This window comes from Marseilla massiliensis (genome assembly GCF_016899955.1).
Taxonomy (GTDB): Bacteria; Bacteroidota; Bacteroidia; order Bacteroidales; family Bacteroidaceae; genus Prevotella; species Prevotella intestinigallinarum.
In genome coordinates, this window is sequence record NZ_JACJJL010000001.1 from 207,125 (window position 1) to 225,987 (window position 18,863).

General features: G+C 61.3%; 17 protein-coding genes. 11 read left to right on the forward strand and 6 right to left on the reverse strand.

Annotation, left to right across the window (positions count from 1 at the left end):
• Positions 1–72: 72 nt before the first annotated feature.
• Both H6B30_RS00815 and H6B30_RS00820 read right to left on the reverse strand, forming a co-directional pair.
• The gene (locus H6B30_RS00815; RefSeq protein ID WP_205106939.1) at positions 73–1,260 is read right to left on the reverse strand and encodes a BamA/TamA family outer membrane protein; all 1,188 of its coding nucleotides are present in this window, start codon (positions 1,258–1,260) and stop codon (positions 73–75) included.
• A 22-nt stretch (positions 1,261–1,282) separates the two neighbouring features.
• Positions 1,283–2,197 (reverse strand): PCMD domain-containing protein, encoded by a 915-nt coding sequence (locus H6B30_RS00820; protein ID WP_394802237.1) that lies wholly within the window; start codon positions 2,195–2,197, stop codon positions 1,283–1,285.
• A gap of 624 nt (positions 2,198–2,821) precedes the next feature.
• Between H6B30_RS00820 and H6B30_RS00825 the strand changes: the two genes are divergently transcribed.
• Complete coding sequence (locus tag H6B30_RS00825; protein ID WP_205106943.1) at positions 2,822–3,838, forward strand: hypothetical protein; 1,017 nt, start codon at positions 2,822–2,824, stop codon at positions 3,836–3,838.
• A gap of 272 nt (positions 3,839–4,110) precedes the next feature.
• Here H6B30_RS00825 and H6B30_RS00830 read toward each other — a convergent pair whose 3' ends face one another.
• Complete coding sequence (locus H6B30_RS00830) at positions 4,111–5,424, reverse strand: histidine-type phosphatase (protein ID WP_205106945.1); 1,314 nt, start codon at positions 5,422–5,424, stop codon at positions 4,111–4,113.
• Positions 5,421–7,001 carry a carbon-nitrogen hydrolase family protein gene (locus H6B30_RS00835; RefSeq protein ID WP_205106947.1) on the reverse strand — a complete coding sequence of 527 codons (1,581 nt, stop codon included), beginning with the start codon at positions 6,999–7,001 and terminating at the stop codon, positions 5,421–5,423. The genes H6B30_RS00830 and H6B30_RS00835 overlap by 4 nt, the downstream gene beginning before the upstream one ends.
• Before the next feature lie 199 nt (positions 7,002–7,200).
• Between H6B30_RS00835 and H6B30_RS00840 the strand changes: the two genes are divergently transcribed.
• The 6 genes from H6B30_RS00840 (at position 7,201) to H6B30_RS00865 (ending at position 11,225) form a co-directional block, all read left to right on the forward strand.
• Positions 7,201–7,848 carry a hypothetical protein gene (locus H6B30_RS00840; protein ID WP_205106949.1) on the forward strand — a complete coding sequence of 216 codons (648 nt, stop codon included), beginning with the start codon at positions 7,201–7,203 and terminating at the stop codon, positions 7,846–7,848.
• A 79-nt stretch (positions 7,849–7,927) separates the two neighbouring features.
• Complete coding sequence (locus tag H6B30_RS00845) at positions 7,928–8,317, forward strand: hypothetical protein (protein WP_205106951.1); 390 nt, start codon at positions 7,928–7,930, stop codon at positions 8,315–8,317.
• 156 nt (positions 8,318–8,473) lie between these two features.
• On the forward strand, positions 8,474–8,980 hold the full coding sequence (locus H6B30_RS00850) for a pyridoxamine 5'-phosphate oxidase family protein (protein ID WP_205106953.1): 507 nt from the start codon (positions 8,474–8,476) through the stop codon (positions 8,978–8,980).
• Entirely contained in the window at positions 8,977–10,011 is a 1,035-nt protein-coding gene (locus H6B30_RS00855; RefSeq protein WP_239483423.1) for a C1 family peptidase, read from the forward strand. The genes H6B30_RS00850 and H6B30_RS00855 overlap by 4 nt, the downstream gene beginning before the upstream one ends.
• 306 nt (positions 10,012–10,317) lie before the next feature.
• A complete protein-coding gene (locus tag H6B30_RS00860) occupies positions 10,318–10,596 on the forward strand; it encodes a LysO family transporter (RefSeq protein WP_205106955.1) in 279 nt (92 codons plus the stop codon).
• A complete protein-coding gene (locus H6B30_RS00865) occupies positions 10,593–11,225 on the forward strand; it encodes a LysO family transporter (protein WP_205106957.1) in 633 nt (210 codons plus the stop codon). Before H6B30_RS00860 ends, H6B30_RS00865 begins: the two co-directional genes overlap by 4 nt.
• A gap of 104 nt (positions 11,226–11,329) precedes the next feature.
• Here H6B30_RS00865 and H6B30_RS00870 read toward each other — a convergent pair whose 3' ends face one another.
• Entirely contained in the window at positions 11,330–11,857 is a 528-nt protein-coding gene (locus H6B30_RS00870; RefSeq protein ID WP_205106960.1) for a nitroreductase, read from the reverse strand.
• Between the two features lie 104 nt (positions 11,858–11,961).
• Between H6B30_RS00870 and H6B30_RS00875 the strand changes: the two genes are divergently transcribed.
• The 4 genes from H6B30_RS00875 (at position 11,962) to H6B30_RS00890 (ending at position 17,175) form a co-directional block, all read left to right on the forward strand.
• A complete protein-coding gene (locus tag H6B30_RS00875; RefSeq protein WP_205106962.1) occupies positions 11,962–12,693 on the forward strand; it encodes a M15 family metallopeptidase in 732 nt (243 codons plus the stop codon).
• Between the two features lie 141 nt (positions 12,694–12,834).
• The gene (locus tag H6B30_RS00880) at positions 12,835–13,464 is read left to right on the forward strand and encodes a hypothetical protein (RefSeq protein WP_205106964.1); all 630 of its coding nucleotides are present in this window, start codon (positions 12,835–12,837) and stop codon (positions 13,462–13,464) included.
• Positions 13,465–13,730: 266 nt separating this feature from the next.
• The gene (locus H6B30_RS00885) at positions 13,731–16,118 is read left to right on the forward strand and encodes a DUF3160 domain-containing protein (RefSeq protein WP_205106966.1); all 2,388 of its coding nucleotides are present in this window, start codon (positions 13,731–13,733) and stop codon (positions 16,116–16,118) included.
• 4 nt (positions 16,119–16,122) lie between these two features.
• Entirely contained in the window at positions 16,123–17,175 is a 1,053-nt protein-coding gene (locus H6B30_RS00890) for a CapA family protein (protein ID WP_205106968.1), read from the forward strand.
• 40 nt (positions 17,176–17,215) lie between these two features.
• On the opposite strand, the gene cysS is transcribed toward H6B30_RS00890, so the two are convergent.
• Positions 17,216–18,706 carry a cysteine--tRNA ligase gene (gene cysS / locus H6B30_RS00895; RefSeq protein ID WP_205106970.1) on the reverse strand — a complete coding sequence of 497 codons (1,491 nt, stop codon included), beginning with the start codon at positions 18,704–18,706 and terminating at the stop codon, positions 17,216–17,218.
• Positions 18,707–18,863: the final 157 nt, after the last annotated feature.

Sequence of the window (18,863 nt, forward strand, 5' to 3'; positions counted from 1 at the left end):
GCCCCCTTGTGCGGCAAAGGCTGCGCATGCCATGTGGCGTGCGCAGCCTTTGTGCTGTGTTGCGGGCTGGGTTCAGAATGCCTCGTTGATGTTGAACATGAACCCCGACTGGCCGCTTTTGCCGAAGCCATAGTCGAGCCTGACGTTCACGTTCTTCTTGAACTCCCAGCGATATCCCACCCCGAAGTTGGGCAAAATGTGGTCGAAGCGCATCGAGCTGAACTTGTCGAACACGGTGCCGGCGCCAACCCACGCCACCACACCGTGCCGTTTCCACACGTGCTGGCGCAGTTCGACCTGCGCCTCCACCTTGTGCTTGTCGCGGTATCGGCCTTGGTAGTAGCCGCGCATGGAGTATGGGCCTCCCAGTTGGGCCATCATGCCCCACGAGGGGTTGCCGAAGTTGAGCGTGCCGCGCAGGTCTGCCGCCACGGTGGCCCCCTTCCAGGCCTTTGCATATGCGTCGGCTATCATCTCGGTGGTGCTGAATGCGTAGTCGTTGCCGAGGAAACGTGGCCGGAAGCACTGCGACAGGTTGACGTAGAAGCCGCGGTGCGGGTTGGTGGTGACGTCGCGCGAGTCGTATACGAGCGACAGCCCGAGGCCGAAGTTGAGCGTCTTTTGGTCCATGCCCTCGATGAGTTCGGGCCTGTCGAAGTCGTATCCGCGCACGAAGTCGAACGATGCCGTCGGGCCGAGATACAGTTTCGGCGCTATCCTGAACAGGAAGCTGGCCTTGGCCTGCGCCTGCCACCGCATCATGTCCGATTCGTTTCCGCCGTCGTTGCCCATGTCGTAGCCTATTCCCCAGAACTTGGTGGGGAACGAGTAGAAGTATACCGTGTAGTCTATGCGGTAGCGGTCGTGCCTTGCCACGTGCAGCCCCCTGACCCCGAGCATGTAGAACCCCACGGTAGAGACGTCGCCGAAGAGCGACACGTTCGACGGCGTCAGCAGCGTGTCGGCCCTGTCCGTGCTGTACAGTCCGGCTGCCACGAGTCCCAGTCCGAGCTTTGTGTTGGTGTTGAAGTGCGGTCCGCCGAGTATGCTGAAGTCAAATTTCTTGTCGCTTTTGCCCTTGTTGGCGTTGCTGAAGTAGTCGAGCAGCTTCTTGCCCAGGCTTTTCTTTTTCTGCGCTGAGTCGCGGGCCGCTGTCATTGCGGCTGCTGTCGTGTCGGCGGCCGTTGCTTCTTGCGCCCCAGCCGTGCCGTGGGCCCCTATCAATGCGGCGGCTGCCAGGGCCAGCAGTAGTCGTTTCATGTTGCCAGGTTGGTTGTTTCTTTCAGTAAACGAGCTCCACGTTGTCTATCCAGAGAGTGTTCCCGATGGTTCCCACGTATGCTCCACCGTGGCTCGACGAGAATTGCAGCACCATGTGGGTGGGCTTTTCGTCGGCGTCGGCCCATCCCGTCTCCCTGATTGGCACGCTTTCCCCGCGGCTATTGCGCGCGTAGTCGGCCTGCCTCAGTCCCATGGTCGAGGCGTTGTATTGCGGGTTGTGCCTTATGTCGCCATACATTATGGTGTACGTGGCGTTGTTTACCCACCCGTTGGTCGACTTGCCGTACCTCACCACCATTGTGCCCACGCGCTTTGCCGTGATGTTCCCGTTGGCGTCTTCCGTGCGTTTCTGCAGCAGCAGTATGGCCGTGGCGTAGTCGGGGCCGGCCACGGTCTGCTTGCGGCTGAACCCGTTTTGCCTCACCCTGTTCTTTGTTCCCGGCACCGAGACGCGGTAGTCGTAGCGCACGGCCTTGGGCCTTCCGGTGAAGGGGATGCCGAAGTTGAGCCACTTCTGCGCCTCTTTCGTGCCGGTGATGGGCTCTTTCATGTCGCCCAGGAATATGGAGCCGGCTGCCAGCACCTTGATGTTCATCAGCCCGAGCACCTTGACGCTCTCCAGGTGGGTGGTCATCTTGGCGCAGTAGCCGTTGCCGCGGCGCTCGCGGAACACCGAGTTGTTGGTCTTGACCACGCCCATCACCTTTGCCATGACGTTCGAAGTGCCCCATGGCGAGCCCCCTGCGTTGGTGTAAGGAATGTTGCCGTTGATGGTCTTGTTGGGCCCTATCTCATACAGTGTCTTGGTGTTTCCGCCTATTATGCCCGACTCTTTGATGTGGCGAACCACCCATTGGTCCATGTTGCCATACTTTAGTGGCACCACTTGGTCGTCGGCCCCGCCTCTCGACGGCATGGCCAGCGCAATGGCAAGCAGCAGTGCTGCCGCAGTGTTTTGTCTCATTTCTGTATTGTCTTCGTTAAAAACAGGCTGCAAATTTACAACATTATTTCTTATGCCGACTTTCGTATTTGTCTGCAAGGATGGTCTTTTGTCCTTTATTAACCTAATTTACACTTTGTCGCCGGCCTGTTGCCGGCAGGCCCGCGTGGCTGCTGCCGCATGACTGTTTGGGGCGCCCCGGCCGTAGGCTGCTTTGTGGGGGCTTTGCGGCGGAGGCCGTTTTGCGTTGCCGTTCGGGCCGTTTTGCGTTCCGAAACGGACCGTTTCATGCTGCGATACGGGCCGTTTTGCAAAGCCGTTGACTGTCAGGCAGTTCCGTGCCGCTGCCGTGCCGTCGGCTGCCGGGGCTGTTGCGGCATTGCCGCACGTGGCGTGCCATTGCCCCGAAACATTGCTGTTTCGTCGTATAAATTTGTCTAAAACACACCATTTTGACCTTTTTTTTAGTATATTTGCGGCAGAAATACGATTAAGTGGCGTCGTGAGACGTTTGCCGGGCTATTTATCCGACGGTACATTTTCAATGGCTATATGTTTAAATTACATACAATTGGTAACATTAAAATCAAGTTGTTTATGAAAAGAGAAATGCTGAAAACAGTTATGGGCAGGGCCATGTACATGGCTTTTGCCGTGTTTGCTGCGTTCGCAATGGCGTCGTGCAGCGATGATGACGGCAACAATGGTGATGACAGCGGCGACACTTCAGGTGGCGGGTCGGACGGTACGGAGATGGAGGCGCCCCGGTTTGAGTCGTCGGCAGCCAAGTATACCATCACCGACGCCGGCAGTCCATACACCTCGGTGGAGCTCACGGCCAGCGGCAACTACATCATCTTCACCAACGGATCGCAGGCTCCTGCCACAGCGGCAGCCGCTCCTGCCACGCGCATGTCTGTCATGTCGGATGGCGCGTGGCGGCCTGGCACGCGCTATATACATTATTCTAACATACTGTCTGGCAAATACACCAAGACAGGCGAGGGCGAATACGAGCTCGAGGGCTTCGGCAAGCTCGTGGTGTCGGGCTCGGGCGACCAGTCGTACAGCCTCGACATAACGCTCTCGGGCGGCCATTCATACTCGCTGAAAGGCAACCGCGCCGGCACGCCTTCGTCGGGAACGATGACCGACAACCTGTGCCGCACGTGGGAAATAGTGCAGTGGAGGGCCTTCCTGAGGTATAATGGCGTGACCATGTTTGACTTCACGGACCCGACCATCGACGGTCTCAACGCCAAGCTCGAGGCTTGGGGCAGGGAGCACGACCCCGACTACACCGACGGCGACTACCTGCTCGACTTCACAAGCGCCACCGGCCCCGAGCAGGTTGTGTTCACCAAGTCGGGCACATACATGGTTACCTATGCCGACAGCCACCTTGCTGTGTCTACATGGCGCTGGGGCAACCAGGAGAAGGGGCTGCTCGAGTATTCCTGGGACCCCAATGCGTTTGACCCGGATGGCATCTACGGCGTGGCCACCGCTTACTTCAGGAAAGGCAACCTCGAGCTCACCGAGGGTTTCAAGGAGACAGAAGACGGATTCACAATAGAGCAGGGAACCACCTATACGCTCAAAGAGGTCAAATGACAAGGCTCGGCCATGCCCTTGTTGCGGCTGTCCGGGTGTGCGCCGCCCGCAGTCGGCGGCCACCGTTTGAACATGCATACCCAATGTAAGAAGGCGTGGCCGGTGCTTGTCGCCGGCCTGCCTGTGTAACAGGAAACGGACCGCCATGCCCTATTCCCCGGCGTGTTGCAGGGGCGGGTGTGGCAGTCCGTTTCTTTTGTGCGGCGCCCCCGGCTGCAGGCATGGCTGTGGCGGGGCGTCTGCGGCCGTAGTGCAGCCGTGCCGCGGCAGCGTCAGTCGGCGTCGGCCGTTGTGGCCTTGCCCATTGTCGCCATGCGTTCCAGCCAGTAGCCGCGCACGTCGCTCCACCTGTAATACGGGCCGCTGACAGCCTTTATGGGCAGCTTGGCCTCGTTTTCGTTGAGCAGCACCTTCACCACGGGGTCGGTGTCGGATGCGTCTTTGCGGTAGAACACTATCTGGACGTTGCTCCCCATGGGGAAAATCTTGTAGTCTATCCATCCCTTTCTGTCAAGATGTCGCAGGTCGTCGGTGCTCATCCCGTAGCCGTCGAGGCCCATCAGGCACACCAGCGGCAGCAGCACCGTCTCGTGGCCGAAGCGCAGCGAAGCCCCCGTGCCGGCCAGCCTGATGCAGCTGTCGGCCTCGTTGATGATGTTGTTCAGCAGGTTGCGCTGAGTGAGAGGCTGCCGCCCGCCGTTGATGGGGCAGCAGGCATAGCCCAAGTACCACCCCGCGTTGTTGCAAACCCAGTTGGCGTAGATGTCATTGTCGTCGAACACGTCGTACAGCGTCACCTTGTAGCGGGCGTCGCTGTTCTGCGTTGCCGACGCAAGGCGGAACAGCTGGTCGTTGAGGCGGCGCATGCCCACATGCTCCCGTGCGTAGTCCATGTCGCTGAACAGCCGCCGCATCACCTTCACCGTGTCTACCATAGAGTCGTAGAGCTGCCTCATGGCCTCACGGGCCTCGGGCGTCCATGCGCTTGGCGTGGGCGCGGTGTTGGCAAAGTTCATGTATACCATGTCGTGCTGGCTTGCGTCGTGGCTCACGTTGAGGGCCGGGTTGAGCCTCACCAGTTCCATGAGCTCGTTCTCCATCGACAGTATGCAGCGTATCACCACGGTGCTCCGGGCGTCTATGTGCGCCCCCGGGGCAAACACTTCCGGGAAGCGTTCATACATCCTCCGGGCTATTCCGCGGTGCTGCCTGGCCCCGATCTCGGTCAGTTCGCCCAGTCTTCCGTCGGCCTCGGCCTGCATCCAGCTAATGCGGCGCATCAGGTCGCGGCCGCGCAGCGTCAGTTTGCCCATGCTGTCGGCCCTGTGTAGCGTTGCCAGCGGCTCGGCGTAGTCTTCCGGGTCGATGAGGAACCGTGAGCCGTGCCTGCCGTAGTGGCTTATGTAGAAAGGCTTCAGGCTGTCGGGGGCGGGCGTCATCTTCCGGCTGTTGTCGGGTCCCGGGTAGGCAAGCAGGTTGCTTGCCGAGAGCCTGATGTCGCGCTTGAAGTCGCGCTTCGGGGTTTGTGCCCCTGTTGCGGCTGCCACCATGATGGCGGCGGCCAGCGCTGTGAGTTTGCTGTTCATTTCGTGTTGTCTTTTTCTTCGGTTTTGTCTTGTGCCTCGATGGCCGCCCGTTTCATCTTCACCTCGTAGAGGTCGGTTCGCCTGTCGCGCAGGTTTCGCACGCTGCCGTATGTGTGCAGCTCGTTGAGCAGGTCGAGGTCGACGTCGGACACGAGTATCATCTCAGTGTTGGGCGTGGCTTCTGCGCGCTTGCCGTCGTTGGGGAAGGCGAAGTCGCAGGGCGTGAACACGGCCGACTGGGCGTACTGTATGTCCATGTTGTGCACCCTGGGGAGGTTGCCCACGCTGCCCGCTATGGCCACGAAGCACTCGTTTTCGATGGCCCTTGCCTGCGCGCAGACCCTCACCCGGGAGTAAGCGTTCTGCGTGTCGGTCATGAACGGCACGAAGAGAATCTGCATTCCTTCGGCTGCCATGAGGCGCGACAGCTCGGGGAACTCGACGTCGTAGCATATCAGTATGCCTATCTTGGCGCAGTCTGTGTCGAAAGTCTGCACGAGGTTTCCGCCGCTCAGTCCCCAGCTTTTCACCTCGTCGGGCGTCACGTGTATCTTTTCGTACATGTCGTATGAGCCGTCGCGGCGGCAAAGGAAGCCCACGTTGTATAGCGACCCGTCGGCCTTGACATACGGCATGCTGCCGGTTATGATGTTGATGTTGTAGCTTATGGCCAGTTCGACGAACCTGTCGCGCATCTGTTCGGTGTACTGTGCCAGGGCGCGGATGGACTGGGCTTCGCCCATGTCGTTGTATTTGGCCATGAGCGGGGCGTTGAAGTATTCGGGGAAGAGGATGAAGTCGCTCTTGTAGTCGCTCACGGCGTCTACGAAAAACTCCACCTGTTCGAACACGTCGTCGATGGTGTGGTAGGCCCTCATCTGCCATTGCACGAGCCCGATGCGCACCATCGGCTTGCGGTCGACGTACGAGTCGGTGGGCGGCTGGTAGTAGATGTTGTCCCATTGCAGCAGCGTGGCGCAGTGTTTCGACTCTTCGTCGTTGGGAAGGTAGTTGCGTATGACGCGTCGAACGTGGAAGTCGTTTGACAGCTGGAACGTGAGCACCGGGTCGTATATCTCCCTCGAGCGCACCTTGTCGATGTATTCCTTGGGCCGCATGGTGTCGGCATACTTGTGGTAGTTGGGTATGCGCCCCCCGAACATGATGGCCTTGAGGTTTAGTTTCTCGCAAAGCTCCTTGCGGTATTCGTACATGCGCCGCGCCAGTCGCAGCCCGCGGTAGTCGGGATGTATGAAGACCTCGATGCCGTAGAGTATGTTTCCGTTGGGGTTGTGGGTGTTGAAGGTCTCGTTGCCCGTCACCTTGGCGTAGGTGTGGTCGCCCTTCACCATGTCGTAATCTACGATTATGCTAAGCGCGCAGCCCACTATCTTGTTGTCGACAACCGTTACCACCTGTCCTTCGGGGAAGATAGTGATGAGCTTCTTTATCTGTTCGCGCGTCCAGAACACGTCGTGGTCGGCGTAGATGCGCTTGAACGACTTGGAGAGCTGCGCGTAGTCTTCCATCCGCAGGTTGCGCAGCTCCACCTTGTTGATTTTGTGTGATGGTTCCATCTTATGTAGAATGTGTTTTGTTGCCTGCCATTTGTTATCGCGATGCAAAGTTAGCAATAATTCCGTCAGCTTGCATTTATTGTACCATTATTTTGCTGTTTAACGGAATTTCCGTATCTTTGTCGTTGCCGATGCCCCGTAGGGCCACTTGCGGTTGGCCGCCCCGAGGTGTCTGCAACATGTATAAAGCCTACTGTTAATGACAAGGACAAACAACTGGACAGACGAAGACTGGCTGCTGCTATTGCAGCTTTACCTGCGCAAGCCCGTGGGGCTGAAGCCGCCCTACAGCCGCCCTGTGGTCGACTTGGCCCTCGAGTTGCACGTGCCCCCCGGCGAACTGTTTGCCAGGATGTGCTCCGTGGCCAACCTCGAAACGCCTTTGCTTGAGCGCATGTGGCAGAAATACGGCGCCAACCCGCGCCGGCTGGCCCGCGTGGCGGCCCTGTTGCGCAGCATGAGGGGCTTCGGCAATGCCGAGGCCTTCTACAGTGGCGTGGCCGTCTGCCAGACCTTTGAGCGCGACTTCCTGCCTGTAGGAGGCCTGCCGGGCGTGAAGCCGGTGATGCTCGTGCTCATTCTCGACCTCTATTTCCGCCTTACGCCCCCCACTATGGTGGCCCGCACGCCCGAGGTGGCCGAGCTTGGCAGGCTGATGCGGGTGGGGGCCGACCTCGTGGTCGACGCCATGGCTGCCTACCGCCATCTGGATCCCTACCTGCGCCATGCCGCCCCGCCGGCCGGGGCGCTGCTCGACGCATGCCGCGAGGTGTGGTCTCGCTATGGCAATGCCGACCCGGTGGAGCTGGCTTCGTATGCCGCGCAGTTGCGCGAGTATTTCAGTTAGCGGGCCTCTGCGGGCTTGTGGCTGTGGCGAGGGGGTGGCCGTAGCGGGCCGTTGAGGCTTTTGGAAAATGTGAAATACGTTGAAAAGTCATTACAACAAACCCCTCGTGGCCGGCTTTTTCAGCGCCGTGGCCTTTGCCGAAGGCAAATGGGCCGTTCTCGCAACGGTTGCCGTAACATGCTGGCTTATAGTCGATTGCCTCTCGTTGAGGCTGCTTTTTGCTTCAACATCGGCGGCCTTGGGCCCCGATTTCTTTTCCGAAAGGCTCAAAAATGCGTTTTTTCAAGCTCCCGAACCCCATGTCCTGCACGGCCATACGGGCCGTTTTGCAATGCCATACGGGCCGTTTCGCGGTGCGGTATGTGCCGTATTGCGATGGCGTATGGGCCGTTTCGCCCTGCCGACGGCCGTTTTCGGCACTTCGTTTCCTGGTTTGCATGTTGCCGGAGTGTTAATTTTCAGCATATAATGTTTACACCGCCATGGCCTGCAGACATAGAGCCGCCATGGCCGTCTGCCCGCTGCCGAGGTGGCGCGGCGCGGCGGCCACAGGCCAAAAAAGCGTTGCCGCCGCCATGTTTTCTCAGATTTTATTGATAATTTTGCGGCAAACTTATACCGAATTATGGATATACAGAATTACTGCAACGACGGTGTGCGCCGCCGCGACCGCCTGCTCGACGCTGGCCGCGCCGCCGAGTTGCTGCGCACGGGCGAGTATGCCGTGCTCTCGATGGTCGAGAACCGCGGCGGCACCCCGGCCGGCTACGGCATCCCCGTGAGCTTCGTCTGGGACGGCGGGGCCTCGGTCTACATACACTGCGCGCCCGAGGGCCACAAGCTGGGCTGCCTCGACGCCAGCCCCGGGGCCACGCTCTGTGTGGTGGGGGCCACGCGGGTGGTGCCCCGGGGCTTCACCACCGAGTATGAGAGCGTGCTGTTGCGCGGCACCGTGAGCCGCCGGCTCGACGAGGGCGAGCGCATGGAGGCGCTGCGAATGATAGTGGGCAAGTATTCGCCGGGCCACGAAGAGGTGGGCATGAGGTATGCGGCAGCGTCGTTCCACCGCACCGAGGTGCTGCGCTTCACCATCGAGTCGGCCTCGGGCAAGTGCAAGAGGGTGGCCCCATGAGGTGCCTGCCGTTTGCCGCCGCCGCCGTGGCGGCGCTGCTGCTTGCTGCCGCCTGCAGCCGGCGCGGGCCCGCCGGCGAGCGTTTCTCGGTCGAGGTGATGAACGCCTCGACCCCTGTCAAAGACCAGGGCCGCAGCGACGGCTGCTGGGCCTATGCCATGCTCTCGGCCATCGAGACCGAGCACATCATGCGCGGCGACTCCGTCAGCCTGTCGGTGGCCTACGCCCTGCGCTCGGCCGTGGCCGACGGCTTCCGCCGCAGTTACCTCGGCGGCGGTGCCGACACGGTGGCCCTGCGCGGCACGGCCATGACCCTCATATCCACGATTGCGGCCCATGGCATCGTGCCCTACGACGCCTACGGACGCGGCGACGCACAGGCGGCCGCCGTGGCTGCACGCCTGGCCGGGCGCATGGCGGCCTCGGCGGTGCGGCGGCGCACGGGGCTGGCTGCGGCCGAGAGGCAGCTCGGGGCCATGCTCGACGAGACCATGGGCCCCGTGCCGGCCCGTGTCTTCATGCTCGGGGCCGAGTATACTCCGCAGGAGTTTGCCCGCAGCGTGTGCGCCCCGGGCGAGTATGTGGCGCTGACCAGCTTCACCCACCATCCGTTTTATGCCGACTTCGCCCTCGAGGTGGCCGACAACAGCGGGCGAGAGCCATTCTTCAACGTGCCCATCGACACGCTCATGACGCGCCTGGAGCGCGCCGTGAGGGCCGGGCGGGGCGTGTGCTGGGAGGGCGACGTCACCGAGCCGGGCTTCTCTTTCGGCCGGGGGGTGGCCCGACTGCCCGAGGGCGAGGCCACGGGGCAGGCCGACCGACAGGCGGCTTTCGAGCGCTTCCTTACCACCGACGACCATTGCATGGCCGTGGTGGGGCTGGCGCGCGACGCCCGGGGCGAGCTTTTCTACATCATGAAAAACTCGTGGGGCACGGGCAACCCTTACGGAGGCATGGTCTACATGGCCGAGAGCTACCTTAGGCTAAAGACCGTTGCCGTGGTCATGCCGGCCGACGTGGCGCGCTGACACGAGCCCGTGAAGGCGCTTTGTGGGCGCAAACACATTAAAAGCGGATAAAAATTTGGCCATATCCGGATAAATGTTTACCTTTGCAGCCCCAAAAACAGGATAGCAAGGCAACTATGTACACAGAGCGCACGCATATCAGATTCATTGTGGCTAAAGGCGGATGGACCTTCAGCCACGCCGAGCGTGCCCATTGGTTCAGTGGCTATCTGCAATAGACCGTTATGCTTTTCTGTAGAGATTAGGTTGCGGCGCTGCCCCGGGCAGGGCCGTAGTAGTATGACGCTGTCTAAAAAATAACATCAGATGATTGTCTTTATATCATTTCTAATCGTGGGGGTGATGGCCGGCTATGCGCTGCGCCACACCGCCATACAGAAAGAGCTGGGCCGCACCATGCCTGTCACGGTTTGGCTGTTGCTCTTCGTCTTCGGCGTGTCGATAGGTTCCGACCCGTTTGTCATGGGCAACCTCGGCAACTTCGGAGGCCAGGCCCTGCTGCTCTGCCTTGCCGGCATGGTGGGCAGCATAGTGTTTGTGGCTGCCGTCTGGCGGCTGTTTTTCAAGAAAGGAGGTGGGCTATGAGCGGCAGCTATGGCGTGGTAGGCATGTTTGCCGTGGGGTGCCTGGCCGGTGCAGTGGCCGTGGCGGCCGGGTTCGACGTGCCCGACGTTCACGGCATATCGGTCTACATTCTCTATGCCCTCATGCTCCAGGTGGGGCTGGGCCTGGGCAGCCGCGACAACCTGAAGCCCGTGTTGCGGGCCGTGGGGCCCAAGGTGCTGCTGCTGCCGGCGGCCAGTGTTGCCGGCACGCTGGCGTTTTCGGCGCTTGCCGGCCTGCTGCTCAGCCGCTGGAGCGTGGCCGACTACCTTGCTGTGTGCAGCGGCATGGGCTACTATTCGCTCTCGTCGGTGCTCATCATGCAGCTAAAGATGCCCACGCTGGGGGCGCAGCTGGCCACCGAGCTGGCCACCATTGCGCTGCTCACCAACATCATGCGCGAGCTGCTGGCGCTGCTGCTGGCCCCGGCCCTGAGCCGTTTCTGCGGGCGAATGGCGCCGATATCGGCCGCAGGGGTTACCTCGGCCGACGTGGCCCTGCCATCCATCATGCGCGCATCGGGCCAGGCCATGGTGCCGTTTGCGCTCATCCACGGCCTGCTGATAGACTGCAGCGTGCCGTTCTTCGTTACGTTTTTCTGCAAACTCTGAGCCAGCCTGCAGTGGCGTGTATATGCACCGGGAGGCCCGGACGGGGCTGCTGGCATGGTTCCGGCAGCCGTCCGGGCCTCTTGGTGCATCAGTGCCGGCGTGTGTCACCTGACCCATCTCACGTAGCCGGGCTTGCGGGGCTTGGCTGCCTTGGGCTGCCCCTCGGCGGGATAACCCACCACGCAGTGGCCAATGCCCTCGTAGTCGCCCTCTATGCCCCACTCTGCGAGCAGGGCCTTGCCCTCGTCTGAGGCGAACACCTCGCGCGCGCGGTGAATCCAGCAGCTGCCCAGCCCCACGGCGTGGGCGGCGTTCATGAGGTTGCCCATCACCAGGCTGCCGTCGTAAAGATATGTGGGGCGGCTCCTGTCGGCCAGCACCACGAGCACCACGGGGGCGCCGTAGAACGGGTCGGACTGCGTGCCCAGCACCCCGGCGTTGAGCTTCGACAGGCGGTCGCGCACCTCGCGGTTGGTCACGGCCACTATTACGGGCGACTGGGCGCCCATGCCTGTGGGGGCGTATGTGCCTGCCTTTGCCACTTGCTCTATCAGTTCGTCTGCCGGCATGGCGTCCGGCTTGAAGCCACGCACACTGCGGCGTGTCTCCATACAGTTAAGGATTTCGTTCATCTTTGTGGGTTCTCACATTTGTTTGCCATGCAAAAATACTGCTTTTTTGGCTTATTAGTCACCCGGTACAAGCTTTTTTCGTAACTTTACGGCCAAAAAGCGATATGCAACTACTTAAGTTTTGCCTCATGGCCGTTGCCTTGCTGGCGGCGGTCGGCGCCAAGGCCGGCTGCGGCGACGGCTTTCCCGGTGGCTGGCGGCCAGGCTGCGAGGTGAGCGCCGAGTCCGTGGCGGCTGCAGGGCTCGACCGCTGCTTTGTGTCGGAACCCGTCAGCGACGCCGTGTTTGCGCGCATGCAGGGCCGCTCGTGGCCCGCCAACTGCCCGCTGAAGCGCAGTGGGCTGCGATACCTGAGGCTGCTGCACCGCAACGCCAAGGGCCGTCCGCAGATGGGAGAGATGGTGGTCAACGCCACGATAGCCACCAAGGTGGTGGCCATCTTCCGCCGTCTTTACGAGCTGGGCTACCGCATTGAGCGCATGGTGCTTATCGATGAGTATGGCGCCGACGACGAGACGGCTATGCGGGCCAACAATACTTCGTGCTTCAACTTCAGGTTCCAGACCGGCTCGACAACCCGGATATCGAAGCACGGCATGGGGTTGGCCATCGACATCAACCCGCTTTACAACCCGTATGTAAGGCGTAGGCGCGACGGAACGTTCCACGTGGAGCCATCCGAGGGGCGGCCCTATGCCTTCGACCGAGCCCGGCGCAGCGACATTCCGTACAAGATTGACCGCAACGACGAGGCCTACCGCCTGTTCACGGCTGCCGGGTTTCGCTGGGGCGGGGCGTGGCGCAGCGTGAAAGACTATCAGCACTTCGAGTTCTGACGGGCTGTTTCATGGCCGGAAATGCACCCGGGGCCGCGGCCTTTCCGGCCGCTCCGGCAATGCGGAAAACCGCTTCGGCCATCGGGCCGCATTTACTCCGGTTGGTTATAATTCATGTATCAATATATAATAATGTGTATCATGGCACTCTATGCGGTAGCAAGGAGATGCCTGGGCGGGGCGGCTGTATTGTCGGCCGTGGCCCTGTCGGCCTCCGCCCCCTTTCCTCCTGCCGGGGCGGTTGACGGCGGCAGCGGGTCGGCGGGGCAGGGCCTGGCCTCCGATACGTTTGCCATGGAGCGCGTGGCCGACACGCTCAGTGTGCTCACTCTGGGCGAAGACCGCTGGCTTCTGCCTTTCCCCGTCTACCGCTTCGAGGTGGCCGACGTCAACGGCGACGGCTCTGCCGATGCCATCGTGGGCGTGGTGAAAGCCACCCGCTACGACCCTGAGGTGCGCCGGCGGGTGTTTGTCTACAAAAACTACCGCGGCCACGTGCGCCCCCTGTGGCTCGGCTCGCGGCTGGGGCAGCCCGTCGCCGACTTCCACTTTGTGATCCCGGAGGGCGTGCTGCGCGTGATGGAGGTTGAGCGCAGCGGCCTTTACCTTGTGGCCGACTACCGTTGGCGGTCGTTCGGCATGGACTTTGTGCGCTACGTGGCGCGCGAGTGCAGCGAGGCCGAGGCCCGGCGGCTGCTCGGCGCGGGCGGTTGGACACGGCCCGGGGGCGTTGATGGCCAAATGGTTGGCCGTCAGCAGGTTGGCCGTTAGTGCCGTTTTGCATTGCCAAACGGCTTGTATCGCAATGCCATACGGGCTGTATTGGACTGCAATACGGGCCGTTTTGCAGCATGCGGCGGTAGTAGGCCGGGCAATGGTGGCTCGGTATGGCTGTGAGCAAAGGCAAGTTTTGATGGCAACGCTTTGCCGTATGCCATATTTTAATTATCTTTGCTGGCAGGGCGCATTGGCCCGACAGGGCTCAGACGGCGGCCGCCGGTCTGTGCCTTGCGGGCCTGCCAAATATTTTGAAACCTATGACAAATAAGATAGCAAGACTTTTTCACGGCCTGGCTGTGGCCTTGGCAATGGTGCTGCCCGCCACGGCCTGCGGTGCCGACGGGTTTGTGCCTGTGGGCAGCCGTATTGACGTCGAGGCCCTGGGCAGCCATATCGACACGTCAATGGACATCTCGGGGCTTAGCCTGCAAGACCTGCGCATACTGCGCAACGCCTTCGCCGCGCGCCAGGGATACTGCTTCACCGACTATGCCCTGCGCGCCGTGTTCGGCCATACGTCGTGGTATGACAGCCTGATGTACGAGCGGGTGGTGGGCGAGGCTGGCGAGAAGCCCATCACATACACCAAGGACGAACTGGCATTCATCGACCGAATAAAGGCCCGCGAGGCTGAGCTGAAGGCGCAGAACTACAAGTGTGGCCCCGGCGAGAGGGTCAACGTGGGCAACATTGTCAACGGGTTCCAGCTCGAAGAGGTGTCAGAACCGCTATACAGGAGGCTCGCACGCGACGGCTTCGCCATAGTGCCGAGGCAGAACATACAGCTGTTTCACTGTTACGAAAACAACGATTACCACGACTTTCCCAGTTTCATCACCACCGACTTGCACCTGCAGCTGATGCACATATACTATTCAAAGCTCATGCAGGAGATAGAGGCCGGCGGGCTGGCGGTGAGGCTCGGCGGGCTGTCGAGGCAGCTATACGCCCGGCTGGAGCAGTCGCTGGCGCAGTCGACGAGCGACAACGGCCGTGAGACGGCGCGCTGGTGCATGGCCTGGCTGGCTGTCTACGACCGCTTGTGGGGGCTCGACCAGTTGCAGGCCCCGGCGGGATACGAGCAGGCCGTGGCCGACGAGGTGGGGCGGGTGATGCTGGCCGCCGACGCCGAGTCGCCGTTTCTCGGTCAGACCGGCGTCAAGTTCATGTACAGTCTGTTCCGTCCTCGCGGCTACTACACGGCGAGCGAGCTGCAGCAGAAGTATTTCCGCTCTATGATGTGGCTGCAGTCGACGCCCTTCTGCATCGACGACAAGGTGCAGCTGCGCCGCGCCGTGAGGCTGGCCGACGCCGTCAACGGCAGCACGAGGGCCCGGGGCAGCCTGATGTTCATCGACAATCTGCTCACGTTCATGGTGGGGCGGCCCGACGGACTGTCGGTGCTCGCGCTGGCCGACGAGCTGAAGCGCGGCAAATATAACACCGGGCGGCTGATGAGCGACGACGCCCTGCTGGCCCGTCTGCAGCGTTCGCTGCTGGCAAAGAGCCGGGCCGCGGCCCGCATCAGGCCCAAGGAGCAGCTCTCGTGCGCCGAGAAGATATGCTTCCTGCCGCAGCGCTATGTGTTCGACAGCGAGGTGTTGCAGGAGCTTGTCGACGTGGAGACCAGTCCGCAGACGCTCCGCGCCTACCCCTCGGGGCTCGACGTGATGGCCGCTCTCGGCTCAGAGGCGGCCCGCGGCATCCTGACAGGCGAGCTCGGCGTGGCCGACAGATGGCCCGAATACACAGCGCGGCTCGACTCTGTGGCTGCCATGATGCCGGAGCTGACGCGCGACTCCACTCTCTCCGACTTGCGACTGGAGGCCTTCGGGGCTCTGGCCGACATGGATGACGACCGCCTGCCTTACTTCATGCGCACGCCGCAGTGGGCCAGGAAGGGCCTTAACGCCGCTCTCGCGGCCTGGGCCGAGACGCGCCACGACATCACTCTCTATGCCAAGCAGCCCATGGCGGCCGAGTGCGGCGGCGCTATACCCGACCCGGTGGTGGTGGGCTACGTCGAGCCAAACGTGGCCTACTGGGGCAAGGCGCTCGAACTGATACGCCGGATACGGGCGGTTGTCGACTACTACGGGTTCATGACGCCGCGCATAAAGAGCATTACCGACCAGGTGGAAGAGCAGACCGACTTCCTATTGCGCATTGCGCAGAAGGAGATAGAGGGCCGCAGCGTCACCGCCGAGGAGTTCAAGAGCATTGAGAAACTGGGGAGTACATACGAGTGGCTTACGCTCGACATAATGAAAGACAAGGCCCGGCAGGACGGCATGTCGTGGGAAGACGTGCAGGGCCCCGACCGTTCGGTGGCCGTGGTGGCCGACGTTTACACTTCCAACGGGTCGAACAACCCCGACAAGGGCGTGCTCCATGCCGCCACGGGATACGTTGACGACATATACGTTGTGGTCGAGATAAACGGCATGCTGCACCTTACCAGGGGCGCGGTGTTCTCGTATCGCGAGTTTCCCATGCCGCTGGGAACGCGCCTTACCGACGCCGAGTGGCAGCAGATACTGGAGCGTGAGCCGCGCAAGGGGGTGCCGTCGTGGATGGACGGGATAATACTTGCCGACCCGGTGCCTGCCGACAACGAGCTCATTTTCTACAGTTCGGGGTGCTGAAGCCATGCGCATCAAGGGTGTTTGGCTGCTTGTGGCCGCATTGATGGCCGTGTGTCTCGGTTGCAAAACGGCGCAGCGAAGCCGCAACCATGGCTTCGCCCGGGCCGAGGGGCATGCTGTAAGTCCCGGAAACGGATGCGGTGGCGGTGCCGCCGTGGCCGGTGCCGACTCGCTTGTCATGCTTTTCACGGGCGACGTAATGCTCGGTCGCGACGTGGGTCGGCTGATACGCCATGGTGGTGCCGACCGTCTTTTCTCGCAATCGGTCGACTCTCTGTTTGCCACGGCCCACGTTGTGGTGGTCAACATCGAGTGTCCTGTCACCCAGAAGGAGTCGCCGCTCAACAAGCGCTTTGTGTTCCGGGCCGACACCACCGTGCTTCCGGTGTTGCGGAAGCATGGCATCACGCATCTGAACATGGCCAACAACCACACCATCGACCATGGTCGCGTAGGGCTGGAAGACACATACAATAATATATTGAACGCCGGGATGGTGCCCATAGGCTACGGCAGCAACGACAGCGAGGCATGCCGTCCGGTGATGGTGGGCGGCGGCCCGCGCCCTGTGTTCGTGCTTGCGTCGTTGCGGGTGATGTCGGAGAACTATGTGTACATGCCCGACAGGCCGTCTGTAGCCGAGGCTTCGGTGGGCAGGCTTTGCGACTCCGTGCGTGCCATACGCCGCCGGGTGCCGTCGGCCTGCATAGTGGTCTGCCTGCACTGGGGCGTTGAGCACACGCTGCACCCCACCTTAATGCAGCGCCATGAAGGCCATATGCTGGTGGATGCAGGTGCCGATGCCGTGATAGGACATCATTCGCACACGGCCCAGGACGTGGAAATCTACCGGCACCGCCCCATATTCTACAGTCTCGGCAACTTCATCTTCGACCTCGACAGGCCGCTCAACAGGCGCGGACTGGTGGCAAAGCTCACTGTCACGGCAGACAGTTTGCTTGTCGACAGCCTGCCTGTTGAGATTAGGAAATGTGTGCCCGAGGTTGTCGGGCGCGTTCGTCAGCCGGCCGTATGGGGCATGGGCGCCGGCCGTTGAGCCTGCCAATGCTGCCACGGGCGGCGCAAGCCATCAGTAGCTACTTGTTAAGCCGCCACGTCACACCGTCCTTGGTGTCTTTCACTTCAAAGCCGGCGGCGGCCAGTTCGTCGCGTATGTGGTCGCTTGTGGCCCAGTCTTTGGCGGCCTTGGCCTTGGCCCTGAGGTCGAGAACCATGTCGACCACCTTGCCGAAGGCTTCCTCGCGGTGGCTGTCGGCGCCGCCCTTGTCTTCGCTCAGGCCCAGAAGGTCGAAGGTGAACAGGCGCATCGTGGCCTTGAGCTCCTCGAGGCAGGCAGCGCAGATGGCCGCCTTGTGGTCGAGAATCTTGTTGATGTGGCTGCACGCCTCAAACAGGTAGCTTATCACCTGCGGTGTCGAGAAGTCGTCGTTCATGGCGTCGTAGCAGCGCTGGCGCAACCCGCCGACAAACGCTTCGGTCTCGGCGTCGCACTTGCCGGATGGCTGTATGCGCTCCATGTCGCTTATTCCGTTCATCAGCCGCTCCAGTCCCTTTTCGCTGGCGAGCAGCGCTTCGTTGGAGAAGTCTACCGTCCCGCGGTAGTGTGCGCTAAGTATGAAGAAGCGGATGGTCATCGGCGAGTATGCCTTCTCAAGGCTTTGGTGGCTGCCGGTGAAGAATTGCTCGAGCGTGATGAAGTTTCCCAGGCTCTTGCCCATCTTCTGCCCGTTGATGGTAATCATGTTGTTGTGCATCCAGTAGCGCACCATGGGCTTGCCTTGTGCGGCCACCGCCTGTGCAATCTCGCACTCGTGGTGCGGGAAAACGAGGTCCATGCCGCCGCCGTGGATGTCGAACTCGGCCCCGAGATACTTCCTGCCCATGGCCGTGCACTCGCAGTGCCAGCCCGGGAAACCGTTGCTCCATGGGCTCGGCCAGCGCATGATGTGCTCGGGCTGTGCCTTTTTCCACAGCGCGAAGTCCACCTGGTGGCGCTTTTCGCCCACCCCGTCGAGCTCACGGCTGGCGTCTTTCACGTCGTCGATGTTGCGCCCGGAGAGCACTCCGTAGTGGTGGTCGTGGTTGTATTTCTCCACGTCGAAGTATATGCTTCCGTTGCTTTCGTAGGCATATCCGTTGTCCATTATTTGCCTTACCAGCTCCTCCTGCTCTATGATGTGGCCGCTGGCGTGGGGCTCGATGCTTGGCGGCAGCACGTTTAGGGCGCGCATTGCGTCGTGGTAACGGTTGGTATAGTGCTGCGCCACCTCCATAGGCTCAAGCTGTTCGAGCCTCGCTTTCTTTTCAATCTTGTCGTCGCCCTCGTCTGCGTCGTGCTCCAGGTGGCCCACGTCGGTGATGTTTCTTACGTAGCGCACTTTGTATCCGAGGTGCCTAAGGTACCTGAACACGATGTCGAACGTTATTGCCGGGCGTGCGTGGCCAAGGTGAGGGTCGCCGTAGACGGTAGGCCCGCACACGTACATTCCCACGTTTGGCGCGTGGAGCGGCACGAACGGCTGCTTCGAGCGCGTCAGTGTATTGTAGATTACAAGTCTCTGTTCCATACGTTTATCATGTTTGTTATATGTGGACTGCAAAGTTAATGCAAATTGGCGACGGTAGCAAAAAAAGGCGTAACAAAATGAACCGAGGCGTGACGCAGACATGCCTGCGGGGCGGCTTGCGGCCTTCTGGCGGGCGGCAAAGGCCCGGCCAAAGCAA

Bases quoted from the DNA above. Each gene is read 5' to 3' on its own strand.
- H6B30_RS00890 (WP_205106968.1), top strand. From the start codon at position 16,123: ATGCGCATCAAGGGTGTTTGGCTGCTTGTGGCCGCATTGATGGCCGTG.
- H6B30_RS00875 (WP_205106962.1), top strand. From the start codon at position 11,962: ATGCAACTACTTAAGTTTTGCCTCATGGCCGTTGCCTTGCTGGCGGCG.
- H6B30_RS00815 (WP_205106939.1), bottom strand. From the start codon at position 1,260: ATGAAACGACTACTGCTGGCCCTGGCAGCCGCCGCATTGATAGGGGCC.
- H6B30_RS00855 (WP_239483423.1), top strand. From the start codon at position 8,977: ATGAGGTGCCTGCCGTTTGCCGCCGCCGCCGTGGCGGCGCTGCTGCTT.
- H6B30_RS00825 (WP_205106943.1), top strand. From the start codon at position 2,822: ATGAAAAGAGAAATGCTGAAAACAGTTATGGGCAGGGCCATGTACATG.
- H6B30_RS00860 (WP_205106955.1), top strand. From the start codon at position 10,318: ATGATTGTCTTTATATCATTTCTAATCGTGGGGGTGATGGCCGGCTAT.
- H6B30_RS00885 (WP_205106966.1), top strand. From the start codon at position 13,731: ATGACAAATAAGATAGCAAGACTTTTTCACGGCCTGGCTGTGGCCTTG.
- H6B30_RS00820 (WP_394802237.1), bottom strand. From the start codon at position 2,197: ATGCCGTCGAGAGGCGGGGCCGACGACCAAGTGGTGCCACTAAAGTAT.
- H6B30_RS00835 (WP_205106947.1), bottom strand. From the start codon at position 7,001: ATGGAACCATCACACAAAATCAACAAGGTGGAGCTGCGCAACCTGCGG.
- H6B30_RS00865 (WP_205106957.1), top strand. From the start codon at position 10,593: ATGAGCGGCAGCTATGGCGTGGTAGGCATGTTTGCCGTGGGGTGCCTG.
- H6B30_RS00830 (WP_205106945.1), bottom strand. From the start codon at position 5,424: ATGAACAGCAAACTCACAGCGCTGGCCGCCGCCATCATGGTGGCAGCC.
- H6B30_RS00880 (WP_205106964.1), top strand. From the start codon at position 12,835: ATGGCACTCTATGCGGTAGCAAGGAGATGCCTGGGCGGGGCGGCTGTA.
- H6B30_RS00840 (WP_205106949.1), top strand. From the start codon at position 7,201: ATGACAAGGACAAACAACTGGACAGACGAAGACTGGCTGCTGCTATTG.
- H6B30_RS00870 (WP_205106960.1), bottom strand. From the start codon at position 11,857: ATGAACGAAATCCTTAACTGTATGGAGACACGCCGCAGTGTGCGTGGC.
- cysS (WP_205106970.1), bottom strand. From the start codon at position 18,706: ATGGAACAGAGACTTGTAATCTACAATACACTGACGCGCTCGAAGCAG.
- H6B30_RS00850 (WP_205106953.1), top strand. From the start codon at position 8,474: ATGGATATACAGAATTACTGCAACGACGGTGTGCGCCGCCGCGACCGC.